Genomic DNA, 12,490 nt, shown 5'->3' on the forward strand with positions numbered 1-12,490 from the left:
CTCAAAAATCACTTCATCCTGATTCCTCTCATTTAGAATTATCTTATTCGTATATTCCTTCCCAAGACGATAATCTGTCTCGGAAATTAATTTAAACAGCCACCAATCCTTATTGAAATGAATAAAAAAATCTTGTCGCTCGCCATTCTTTTTGCGGGAACTACATGGATTAATGAAAGCTTTGCGCAAAGCATAAAGCCTACCAGTGAAGCTGATTTAGCCTCTTCAATTCAAGCCCATCAGCAGCTTCTTGAAAAGACGCCCTTAGCGGATTTTGAGGCTAGAAATGTAGGGCCTACAAATATGTCCGGCCGAATCGTGGACATCGAGGTTTCTTCGGATAGAAATACTTTCTATATCGCAGCTGCATCCGGTGGGGTTTGGAAAACAGAGGATAATGGTCAGTCATTTGACCCAATTTTTGATCATCATTCGGCTTTAGGAATTGGTGACATGGCCTTGGCACCATCCGATGATAACATCCTTTGGGTGGGAACTGGTGAAAACAATTCAAGTAGGTCTACCTATGCTGGATCGGGTGTTTACAAGTCTACGGATGGAGGGAAGACCTTTGAAATGATGGGATTGATGAACTCCCAGCATATTGGACAAATTCAAATTCATCCTACGAATCCTGATGTGGTTTGGGTAGCTTCGATGGGTTCACTTTACTCCCAAAATGAGGAAAGAGGGCTTTATAAGACTACGGATGGAGGTGAAACTTGGAAGAAAGTTCTTTATGTGGACGACAACACTGGAATAATCGATCTTAAAATTCATCCCGAAAATCCGGATGTTCTTTTGGCAGCGAGCTGGGAAAGATATAGACAGGCTCATGATTTTATCGGACAGGGTAAAGGTTCCGCCATCTGGAGATCAGAAGACGGAGGAGAAACCTGGGAAAAGTCTGTCAGAGGTTTTCCTCAAAATGAATTTGTAGGCAGAATTGGTTTTGACTTTGCCAGAAGCAATCCAAACGTAGTTTATGCTCTACTGGATAATCAAGGCGAAGCTGAACAGGAGGAGAGCGAAGATGAGTCAGAAAAGGAGGAAAAGAAAGAATTGAAATTTGAGGATTTCAAGGGGATGAGTTTGGACAAAGCTCTAGCTTTGGAAGACAGTGACCTGAATGGTTTTCTTCGAAGAAATCGTTTTGCCAGCAAATACAATGCATCAGAGGTAAAAAGACAATTACGTACCGGGAAAATCACAACAGATCAAATTGCCAACTATAATGGAGACCTTACTGACGCAAATGCTGCACTTTTTAGTGCACCTATAATTGGTGCGGAGGTTTATAGATCAAATGATTCTGGAAAAAGTTGGACAAAAGTCAGTGAGTCTGATATTCGAAGAGTTTACAACACTTATGGGTATTATTTCGGAGAAATCCGGGCAAGTACGGAGGATGAAAATGAAATTTTTATTCTTGGTGTACCACTGATGGTTTCAAGAGATGGCGGGAAAAACTTCTCCAGAACAGATTCCATTGGCAGACCCCATTCGGACCATCAGTCCATGTGGATCAATCCAGAGGATTCAGATCACATTCTACTTGGAAATGATGGCGGCTTATACCGAAGCTACGGAGGAGGTCATCGCTGGGATCATTTGAATACCCAAATGCCCATTTCTCAATTTTATTCCATCATGACAGACAATGCCCAACCTTACAATATTTACGGCGGAATGCAGGATAATGGTGTTTGGTATGGAAGCTCTATAGGCACCCCTGATAGACCCTGGGATCCCCTGATGGGCGGTGATGGAATGGTAGTGGCCGTTGACACCAGAGATAACAATATAGTCTATACAGGATTTCAATTTGGTAATTATTTTAGGATCGATAAAGAGAATGGTGATAGAGGTAGAATCACCCCAGGACATGAAATCGGTACAGCACCTAATCGATGGAACTGGAGAACTCCAGCTCGACTAAGTATCCACAATCAAGACATCATTTACATGGGTTCCCAGTATGTGTATAGAAGCATGAATCAAGGAAGAACCTGGGAAAGAATTTCGGATGATCTTACGAAAAATGAGAAAAGCGGAAATGTTCCATATGCCACGCTTACAGTGGTGGAAGAAAGTCCATTGGAATTTGGAACCCTTTACGCTGGGTCAGATGACGGGAATATTTGGGTAACCCGAAATGGTGGAGGCTCTTGGAATAGGATTGATTCTGGATTGCCACAAAATCGATGGGTAAGCAGCATTTCCCCATCTAAGTTCCAGGAAGGCTTGGTTTATGCCACTCTAAATGGATATCGATATGATGATTTTGCGACTATGGTCTATAAGAGTGAAGACTATGGAGCTACCTGGACATCTATTCAAGGAAATCTACCTAATGAATCAAACAATATCATCATAGAAGACCATGTGAATCCCTCGATTCTTTATCTGGGTACAGATCATGGATTATATGTAACGATGGATGGAGGTTCAAATTGGAATCTCTACCAGGGCAATCTACCAAATGTCGCCATCTATGACATGGTCATTCAAGCTAGGGAGAACGATTTGGTTGTTGGTACTCATGGTAGAAGTGTCTACGTAATTGAATTGGAAGCAATTCATGATTTGGCTAAGCCAAAGGATATGGTCATGCAATAGTATCGATCAAGAGAAATAAAAAAACCGAATGAGACCCATTCGGTTTTTTTGTGATCTGTTTTTATTAGAAAAGTTTAAAGCCTACTGAAAACACCCATTGATTTATCCTTTGATCAGTTTCAAAATCTCCAATATTATCAGTAACTGAACTAAGGCCTCCCTCGTATTTTGCGTCTAAATAAAGATTTCCAACATCCACTCCAATACCTGCTTGATATCCTAAAGTTGAACTCTTGAAGTCTATTTCCTGAACTACATTAACTGCATCCTTGAGTTTTGAGTTAATATCAATACTTGCAATCGGACCTGCTTGTAGCCTTAGAATTTTAAATAATTTGAACCCTACCATCACAGGTATATCCAAACGATTGAATTCTGCATTAAACGATGAATTTCCTCCTGGCGTAGGCCCGTTAAAGATAAAAGTACCACTGGTCTGAGTGTATAGAATTTCAGGCTGAACATAAAGTCCAGCTCCTCCAAGTCTTGCAAAAACTCCCACATGGTAACCAACTTCCGCATCACCAGGAGTAAAGTTTCCCTTTTCCAGGCTGATTTTGGTTTGACTAAGTCCAGCTCGAGGACCAAATGCAAAGTTTTGAGCTTGTAGAATTCCTCCGCTCAGCATCAAAAGGGCAATTACTAGTAGTTTCTTCATGAGTATATTCGTTGGTTTATGTCTAAACGATTCTTTAGCCCAATCCTTATATTCCAAGTTAATTTGTCGGCCCTTCCACATATCTTTTAGCTAGGGTGTGGAGATCCCAGAAGTCCATTGGCTTTGCTATCAAGGCGTCAAAAAGAGTGGCCGATTTTTCTCGATACATATTTACATCCCCAGCCGTAAAGCCAATGACTGGAATCATAGAAGTTATTTGATTGGAGCGAACTCTGGAAAGAAGCTCTATTCCATCCATTTCAGGCATTTGGATATCAGTGAGAATGATATTGAATTGCTGATCTTCAGCCAAAATATCCAATGCTTCCCTCCCATTTTTGGCAGCAGTTACCTGATCATCCGACTTTTGAAAAATAGTCGTTAGAATGAATCTATGAACGGAATCGTCTTCAACAACCAGGACTCTCATTGGGAATTTATTTGATTATCTGCAAAAGTTTCAATAACCATACCATAAAAAAAGGGACCAAATTTGGTCCCTTTTAAAAGTCTTTGATGAAATGCTTAAGCCGCCTGAGGGGCGCCGAAGATACCTACCATATTCAAAATAAGAAGGATAATCACAATCGGGCATACCCACTTGATAAAGAAAATCCAGCCTGTTCTGTAGATTCCTTTAAATGCTGGAGCCCCGCTGGTTAATTCATCCGCGAAATCGGAAATTTTACTTGCCCAGCCAGTATAAAGTGAAAGCATTAAACAAATCACTATTACCGCAAAGGTTCCAAATATAAAGTCCATCGCACCGAAGAAACCTTGAATTGGGTTACTTAGGAAGTTAAAGCTAATAGTGTTAAAGAAATTCCCTTCAATGGAAGAAAGTGCAGATGGGACTGACATCACCATCGCTGCAATACCTACTATCCAGGTAGCCTTCTTTCTGTTCCATTTCTTATCATCAATCAGATAAGACACAGGTACTTCAAGCATAGAAATAGTTGAAGTCAAAGCTGCTACCATAAGAAGTAGGAAGAACATTGCTCCAATAAATCCTCCACCTGGCATGGCATCAAATACTTTAGGAAGTACATCAAAAACCAAAGCTGGACCTGCTGCTGGATCTTTTCCTGGAAGCAAAGCAAATAGAGCCGGAAAAACCATCAATCCACCCAATAAAGCAACAGTGGTATCCATGGTTGCAATCCATCCAGATGATTGAATGATATTGGCTTTCTTAGGTAGATACGATCCAAAAGTAATCATCAAGCCCCAACCAACCGACATGGAAAAGAAAGCCTGGCCCAATGCCTGAAGAATCACTGTTCCATTGATCTTTGAGAAGTCTGGGTTTAGGTAATATTGAATCCCCGCCTCTGCACCTTCAAGGGTCACTGATCGACCTGCGATGAAAATAATAATGATAAAAAGGATAGGCATAAGGAATTTAGCCGCCTTTTCAATACCTCCCGAAATACCGCCCAAAACGATCAAAATCGTCATTAGAATGAAGGTGAAAGTCAAAGGGATTACATATTGAGGAGTTTGGGTGAACTCATTGAAATCTACAGGAAGGTTCACTATCTCTGTGAAAATATAGCCCACAGTCCAACCTGCAATCACTGAGTAATAACTGAAAACAAAGAAGCAAACCAGTACACAGAGAACTCCGGCTAATTGCCAGAACTTATTTCCTCCTGTCTCGCGGATGGCGCCAATTGGATTTTTACCGGACTTTCTACCCAACGCGATTTCATTGAAAAGAAGTGGGATCCCGATAAAAAGAACACAAATGATGTAAACGAAAACAAAGGCTCCACCTCCATTTTCACCTGTCAAATAAGGAAATCTCCAAATGTTACCAAGTCCAACAGCGGAACCCGCTGCTGCCATTATAAATCCTAGACTAGATCCCCATTGTCCCCTTCCTTCGGGGTTTGCACTTACTGCCATTATTGATGATTTGAGTTTATAGTGGTGATTTTCGAAATTTTACGAACGGGCTAAGATAATTTGTTTTGCCAATATATCTATTCCCGTTCGGAAAGATTTAGGCTGATATCCGAGCTCTTTTTTCGCTTTATCAATGATAAAACCTGTTTTCGGTGGTCGTTTGGCAGGCTGAGTAAAGGTGCTCGAGTCAGCCTTAGTGATCAGTGATTTATCCAAATGAAAGTAATCTGCAGTCATCATAGCCATATCGTAAGGCGTTAGAAAATCCTCTCCAGAAATATTATATACTCCCTGAGCCTCTTTTTGAGCTATTAAGATACAGCCTGCGGCCAAATCCTCTGCGAGTGTAGGGGTTCGCCATTGATCATTGACTACTTTGATACTCTTTCCTTCCTCTAGGGATTTTTTGACCCAAAGAATGATATTCGACCTGCTCATATCATGTGAAATACCATAAACCAGCACGGTTCTGGCGATAGCCCATTTCAAACCAGATGCCTTGACTTTTTCCTCTGCCAGTAGCTTTGTTTCACCATAGTAATTTACTGGTGAAGCCTCTTCATCTTCAGTGAGTGGACCTTTATCACCAGAAAAAATGAAATCAGTAGACACAAAAATGAAATGGGAATTACAGCCTTGAGCACCTACTAAAAGATTCTCGGTAGCCATCACATTCGCTTCATAGCAGGCTTCCCGATGAAGTTCACAGTCATCCACTTGGGTCATGGCGGCTCCATGGATGACTATTTCAGGCTTCTGAGTTTCAAAAACCTCAATCACCTCTGCCTTATTGGTGATATCCATGGAAACATAATCAAAACCATCTCCAGGAATTCTGCATGGTCCTCTACCACTTGCCAATACATCAAACTCTTTACCCGCCACCAGTTGTGAGATGAGTTTCTGACCCAACAATCCATTTGCACCAGTGATGAGAATTTTCTTTTTATTCATCAGGATAGCTGTAGTTATATCTTTGACTTATCTCTGCTTTGGAAAGCTCCTCCACCCTCACCTTCATATACACAGGTTGAAATGGTCTATTCTTTCCGTCCGTTGCCTCTGCCGCAATTTTGTCAATAACATCAAAACCATCAATGACCTCTCCAAATACGGTATATTCATCATCCAAGTGGGCTGCTCCCCCCCAGTTCTCATAAGTTTCTATCTCATCAGGCCTTAGGTCCTTGGTAAGATTAATGTTAAGAGAGCTTGCAATCTCATCTCTTTTGGAAAGCACCAACTGGGTTAAACTATCATATTTCCCTTCCTCATATAGTCGAGTGTAGGTAGCTTTCAAATCCGACTGACTCCCTAATTCCATGTATTTTAAGATTGCCTTTTGCAAAGCCTGCATATCGGTGGTCACTTGAAGCTCAGTGTAAGTTCTCCCATCCACAATATAAAATTGTGAGCCATTGGACTCTCGCATCGGGTTTACCGCATCGGGTTGCCTGGGAGCTCCTATAGCTCCCCTTTTGTGGAAATACTTATTTGGCTTTATTTCATGAGGCAAAGTGGGCCATTCTTCAGGTGGAAGATCTTCTTTGGTAAAAACATCCCCTCCCTGAATCATAAAATTCCTCATTACCCTCTGAAATTCAGTTGAATCATAACGACCAGCCCTGGCATACTTAAGAAAGTTCTCTTTATGTACAGGTGTATCATCATAAAGAATGGCGGCCATTTCTCCATGACGAGTTTTAATAATGATTAATTCATCGGTACTTGAGCTACAAGCGAACCCCATTATAGAAACCATCAAAACCCAAAAGCAATGATTTTTCATCATTTTCCAAGTTTTGTTTTAATGTCTTTGAGAATGACATCCCCTCCTGAACCTAACACCTGAGCAGCCAATTCTTTACCTAAAGTTTCCGCCTCTTCAACGGGTCCGGAAACCTCCTTCACGATCCTTTCCTTACCTTCTAAGTCTACAATCCCTCCTTTCAAAGCTAGTTTCTTGCCTTCGCTTTGCGCCAGCGCAAAAACAGGAATACTACAACCTCCTTCCAAAACCCGGAGGTAGGCTCGCTCTGCTCGGAGTTGGTAACTAGTTTCCAAATGATTGCAAGCATCCTTTATCAGGGTTTTGTCCTCCTTCGGAAGCGATTTGGCTATCTCAACAGCAACTGAACCCTGTCCCACCGCAGGCGTAAATTCATCCAGGGAAAGTAGAGAGACGATCTGATCATCATAACCCATCCTATGGACTCCTGCAAAAGCCAATAAAAGTGCATCACAGGCCCCATCCCTCATTTTTCTAATCCGGGTTTGAAGATTTCCTCTGACCTCCACAGTTTTTACGTGTGGATAAAAATGCTTCAAGGTAGCCACCCGCCTAGTACTCGAAGTCCCAAGTGTGAGAGGTTTTGATGAGTCACTGATATCGATGTCCTTACTATCCGAAACGATTGTATCATTTACTTTTTCCCTTTTAGTAAAGGCGATTATCTCAAATTCATCAGGAAGTGATGACTGCATATCCTTAGCACTATGAACTGCCAAATCAATTCTCCCATCACGAAGCTGATCTTCCAGCTCCTCCGTAAACACTCCTTTACTACCAATCTTTGCAATGGAAACGTCAAGGATTTTATCCCCTTTCGTATCGATAATCACGATCTCTGACTCGAGACCCTTTGCTGCAAGTAGTTCCTGAATGTGGTAAGCTTGCCATAGGGCCAACTTACTACCCCGCGTTCCAATTTTTATTTTTTTACTCATGCTTCTGATTAAACTCCGGTTTCAGGATCTATTGGCTTTTCGTCTAATTAGCCCTAAAATATCCATCAATAGAGAGGTTAGGACGAATTTTGCATTTACATTTCTTTCCAGATGATAAAAGGAATCGTTGAACCTCTCATAAATAAAGTTGACATCAAATTCGGAAAGGGTATTTGCACTTAGCTTTTCTATAAACTCACGTTCTCCACTTTGCGAGCGCAATAATTCACTGAGGGAATGTTTCTCCAAAAGAACCTCCCTCATAACAAAGAGACCAGTGAGCATTAAAGATTTTTGCGCTTCAATATCCGCCTTTGAAAACTCATCCACACTTTCAAAAATTTTATCTGTATTGGCAGTGGCGCAGTATAAAAGCCATTGCCTGATAAGCATCACCTGATTATCTCTAACTTCATCTCTTAGCCGAAAAGCTTCTCTTAAACTGCCATCTGATAGAATCGCGATTTCCTTCGCTTTGTCTGATTCAATTTGAAAATTACTTTCCAGATAGCTTTGGATTTCATCATCCCTAAAACCTCTTACAAACACTTTCTGGGTTCTGGATAAAATTGTGGTCAGTAATTTCTCATGATCATGAGTGATAAGAATGAAGAGAGTTTTCTCAGGAGGCTCTTCAATTATTTTTAAGAGGGCATTTGCGGCGGAGGGGTGCAAATATTCTACTCCCCAAATCAGCATGGTTTTAAAACCTCCCTCAAAAGATTTAAGGGAAAGAGCCTGGATGATGTTCCTCGCTGCATCTTTGGAAATATTGAGTTGCTTTTTTTGCATTCTCATTGCGAGAATAAAATCATGCACATTTCCGTATGGCTGCTCGATCGCGAACTTCCTCCAGTTCGCCATATCATCTAATTTATCGTCTTTTTGCTCTTCTTTGGTCCTGACAATCTGTGGGAAGGCAAAATTCAAATCGGGTAAAATCAACTTGCTCATTCTATGGCAAGCTGCGCATTCTCCACAAGAATCCTCATCCGTTGGATTTTCACAATAGAGGTAAGAAGTTAACCCCAAAGCCATGGAAAGTGAGGCAGAGCCCTCAGGTCCATGAAAAAGCAGAGCATGTGCGAGGTGGTTATTTTTTACTGAGTTTATCAGCTTTTTTTTGGTCTCCAACAGACCTGGAATCGAAGAAAATCTCATAGGCTTATTCAAGAGGATTTCTCCCAGATTCTATAACTTTTTGTGTTATCGTAAATGTATTTGAGAAGGCTTTCCTCTACTTCATCGAGTATCACAGACCTTCTCTTCATCACGGCCTCAGCAGTCTCTTTAAACTTGGGAAATCTAAATGTGGAAAATCCCTGAGAGCCACCCCATGAAAAGGAAGGGACAAAATTTCTAGGAAATCCTGATCCGAAAATATTTGCTCCCACACCTACTACTGTACCCGTGTTGAACATCGTATTAATTCCGCATTTGGAGTGGTCTCCCATCATTAAACCACAGAATTGTAAGCCAGTATTGGCAAAGCCTCCTTTGGTGTATTCCCAGACTTTAACTGGAGCGTAATTATTCTTAAGGTTACTCGTATTGGTATCGGCCCCCAGATTACACCACTCACCTAAAACCGAGTTTCCAAGATAACCCTCATGTCCCTTATTGCTAAATCCGAAAATCACTGAGTTTCCAACTTCTCCTCCTACTTTGGAATGAGGCCCGACAGTAGAATCCCCTCGGATCTTTGCCCCCATGTTCACCACGGAACTTTCACCCAAGGAAAAAGGTCCTCTGATTATTGCGCCCTCTTGAACCTCTGAGCCTTTACCCAGATAAATCGGACCATTTTCAGCATTTAGAACAGCTGCTTTTACTTTGACCCCTTCCTCGAGAAAAATCTGGCTTTCATTGTAAACTATGGTATGTGGGTCCTCGATCCTCGCCGATTTCCTTCCCTCAGTGAGTAAATGGAAATCCTTTACAATTTCTTCTCCATTGAATTGGAAGATATTCCAGGTCTTTTGGAGCAGCGTGGGTTCAGATTCGATTTGAATTGTCTCTTTTGAACTCAGATTGCTAAGGTTTTTTTCCGTTTCTCCAATGTATGCTGCGAGCAAAGTTTTGCCTGAATAAAGACTTTGGGATTTAGAGAGAGTTTTAATTGCTGCCAAACTATCAGTATCTGGAATCCAAGCACCATTGATCCAAAGTGTTTCTTTTTGTGAGGGAGGGAATTTTTTCTGAAGGTATTCCTGAGTATGAAACCTGGCTTGGCTTTGCAATAAATGCTCCCACTTTTCTGAAATCTTTAAAATCCCGATTCGAATATCTGCAACAGGTCGCGTAAAAGTAAAAGGGAGCAATGATCCACGAATACCCGGATCATCAAACAGTACGAATTCCTCCATGGGGCAAAAATAAAAAAGTCTTCCAGAATCTATGCCCTGGAAGACTTTTAAGAAGAAGGATTACTCGATTATTTCTTTGAGTATCTTCTGTTAAATTTCTCAACTCTACCTGCAGTATCAAGCATCATTTTCTTGCCTGTGTAGAATGGATGAGACTGAGAGCTCACTTCGATTTTGTAAAGCGGGTACTCGTTTCCGTCTTCCCACTCGATAGTTTCAGAAGTCTCAATGGTAGACTGAGTCAAAAACTTGAACTCGCTAGAAGTATCGTAGAACACCACTGGACGGTAGTTTGGATGAATATCGCTTTTCATATGTCTTGAAATTAAATGCTATTTTCTCAATTGGACTGCAAAGTTATTCTTTTTCCAAAAAATCACCAAATCTTTGTTTGCTATTTCTCAGGATAAAAAATACTTATTAAGATTTTGGATCTCAGAGAGATAATTAGGCATAGGATTTTCTTACTATTGAACTTTAATTCTTTTGCAAAAATGCCAAAAACCCGGCTCTTAAGAAGTTTATTACCGTTTTTATTTCTGTTTCTTCCCTTTCTTTCAAAATCTCAGGGAAGCTATGTGCCATTTGATAGGGATTATTATCATCGGTTCGAACGATATGAAATTCTCCAAGGCGGAAATAATGGATTTTTAATGACAGGATTTAAGCCTGTGAGGAGGGACATACTTAGTCAATACCTCGATAGCCTGGCAAAAACTGAAGTATTCAGATCGCGATCTGACCAGTTCAACTTAGACTATTTAAGTCAGGATAATTGGGAGTTCATAAAAAGAGAAACACCTGAATCCAAAAAACCCTTTTTGAAGAGTCTTTATAGAAGGCCTGGAGACTTTGCACATTACTATAGTGAGGAATTTGACATTCACTTAAGTCCGGTGTTTTACTTAAATGGAGGTTTTGAATCAGAAAATGACAGAAATCCCAACCGCCTGACCCGAGGAGTTGTGGTTCGGGGAGCCATTGACAAGAAAGTGAGTTTCTTCACTCAGTTTACCAGCTCCGAAGCTTTTTTCCCAACCTGGGTAAAGGATTTCGCTGAATACAATGGGGCGGTGCCTGGTGAGGCTTTCTGGAAAGAATACCAAAGTGATGGTTACAGCTACTTCTCGGCGCAAGGCCATGTTAATTTCCACTTTACAAAAAACATTCAAGCACAAATAGGTCACGATAGGAATTTCGTAGGTGAGGGCTACCGGTCCTTTCTACTTTCCGATTTTTCTACCCCATACATGTTTGTGAAGTTGAATACGAAAGTTTGGAAGTTTCAGCTAACTAACCTCTGGACCCAAATGACGGCCGATGTTTTCTATGATCGGGGAAGACCCACGGATGGAAGATATCCTCAAAAATGGTTTTCGCTCCATCGGCTGGGCTTTGACGTAGGAAAGAAATTAAATATTGGATTTTTCGAATCAGTGATGACCGATCAGGCCAATTTTAATTATTTCAACCCTATCATCTTTTTCCGCTGGGTGGAGCAGTCACTCGGGACTCCTGACAAAGTCATGCTGGGAACGGATGCCAAGTGGAATTTCCTTCCCGGTATGCAGCTTTACGGGCAATTCGCACTCGATGAATTTGTATTCAATGAGTTTTTCGGAATTGACGGAAAAAAATCAAAACGGAATAAGTACGGGGTTCAAGCCGGCTTCAAGTACATCAATGTATTTAACCTGTCCAATCTAGATCTACAGTTAGAATTCAATTCAGCGAGACCTTATACCTTTCAGGAAAAACAAGATTTTCAATCCTACAGTAACTGGAGAATTACTCTCACCCATCCAAGAGGGGCTAATTTTAGAGAGTTTCTGGGTATAATACGTTATCAGCCCATTCCCAAATTGAATATGACCTTATTAGGTATGTACCAGTTTTATGGCGCTGACCCAGATGCAGAAACGAACTGGGGAGGAGATGTTTTGAAAAATCGGCTTGAAGGTAGTCCCACGGGCCTATTCGATAACTTCATAGGGCAGGGAATAGAAAATCAAGTCATCCAGGCCAATCTCAATGCCAGCTACATGTTAAAGCATAATTTCTTCATCGATGCAGGAGCCACTTTCAGAAGGAGAACGGCTGAAGATTTGGATGCTCCTGCTTCGAGTAGTTATCTACAGCTAGCCCTGAGATGGAATTTCGTCAGACCTGATTACAACTATTGAGGGTCCAAAGGATCAATTTTTACGTA

Annotated in this window: 11 protein-coding genes; 2 read left to right on the forward strand and 9 right to left on the reverse strand. The window is 41.2% G+C overall.

Features of this window, described 5'->3' with window-relative positions:
* Positions 1-117 precede the first annotated feature (117 nt).
* Positions 118-2,619: a VPS10 domain-containing protein gene (locus tag QVH07_RS02950; RefSeq protein ID WP_289998636.1), complete on the forward strand. Its 2,502-nt coding sequence runs from the start codon at positions 118-120 to the stop codon at positions 2,617-2,619.
* 64 nt (positions 2,620-2,683) lie between these two features.
* On the opposite strand, the gene QVH07_RS02955 is transcribed toward QVH07_RS02950, so the two are convergent.
* From QVH07_RS02955 to QVH07_RS02995, 9 genes are all read right to left on the reverse strand, one after another.
* Entirely contained in the window at positions 2,684-3,277 is a 594-nt protein-coding gene (locus tag QVH07_RS02955) for a porin family protein (RefSeq protein WP_289998637.1), read from the reverse strand.
* A 58-nt stretch (positions 3,278-3,335) separates the two neighbouring features.
* A complete protein-coding gene (locus QVH07_RS02960; RefSeq protein ID WP_289998638.1) occupies positions 3,336-3,707 on the reverse strand; it encodes a response regulator in 372 nt (123 codons plus the stop codon).
* Positions 3,708-3,802: 95 nt separating this feature from the next.
* Positions 3,803-5,188 carry a sodium-dependent transporter gene (locus QVH07_RS02965; RefSeq protein ID WP_289998639.1) on the reverse strand — a complete coding sequence of 462 codons (1,386 nt, stop codon included), beginning with the start codon at positions 5,186-5,188 and terminating at the stop codon, positions 3,803-3,805.
* A 39-nt stretch (positions 5,189-5,227) separates the two neighbouring features.
* A complete protein-coding gene (locus QVH07_RS02970; protein WP_289998640.1) occupies positions 5,228-6,142 on the reverse strand; it encodes an SDR family oxidoreductase in 915 nt (304 codons plus the stop codon).
* Positions 6,135-6,980, reverse strand: coding sequence for a peptidylprolyl isomerase (locus QVH07_RS02975; RefSeq protein ID WP_289998641.1), 846 nt, complete (start codon positions 6,978-6,980; stop codon positions 6,135-6,137). The genes QVH07_RS02970 and QVH07_RS02975 overlap by 8 nt, the downstream gene beginning before the upstream one ends.
* Positions 6,977-7,915: a hydroxymethylbilane synthase gene (gene hemC, locus QVH07_RS02980; protein ID WP_289998642.1), complete on the reverse strand. Its 939-nt coding sequence runs from the start codon at positions 7,913-7,915 to the stop codon at positions 6,977-6,979. The genes QVH07_RS02975 and hemC overlap by 4 nt, the downstream gene beginning before the upstream one ends.
* A 21-nt stretch (positions 7,916-7,936) precedes the next feature.
* Complete coding sequence (locus tag QVH07_RS02985) at positions 7,937-9,076, reverse strand: DNA polymerase III subunit (RefSeq protein ID WP_289998643.1); 1,140 nt, start codon at positions 9,074-9,076, stop codon at positions 7,937-7,939.
* 8 nt (positions 9,077-9,084) lie between these two features.
* On the reverse strand, positions 9,085-10,281 hold the full coding sequence (locus QVH07_RS02990; RefSeq protein ID WP_289998644.1) for a GlmU family protein: 1,197 nt from the start codon (positions 10,279-10,281) through the stop codon (positions 9,085-9,087).
* Between the two features lie 68 nt (positions 10,282-10,349).
* A complete protein-coding gene (locus tag QVH07_RS02995) occupies positions 10,350-10,595 on the reverse strand; it encodes a type B 50S ribosomal protein L31 (protein ID WP_289998645.1) in 246 nt (81 codons plus the stop codon).
* A gap of 180 nt (positions 10,596-10,775) precedes the next feature.
* Here QVH07_RS02995 and QVH07_RS03000 point away from each other — a divergent pair, with 180 nt between their 5' ends.
* A complete protein-coding gene (locus QVH07_RS03000) occupies positions 10,776-12,464 on the forward strand; it encodes a hypothetical protein (protein WP_289998646.1) in 1,689 nt (562 codons plus the stop codon).
* Positions 12,465-12,490: the final 26 nt, after the last annotated feature.

The organism is Algoriphagus sediminis (genome assembly GCF_030403435.1).
Lineage (GTDB): Bacteria > Bacteroidota > Bacteroidia > Cytophagales > Cyclobacteriaceae > Algoriphagus > Algoriphagus sediminis.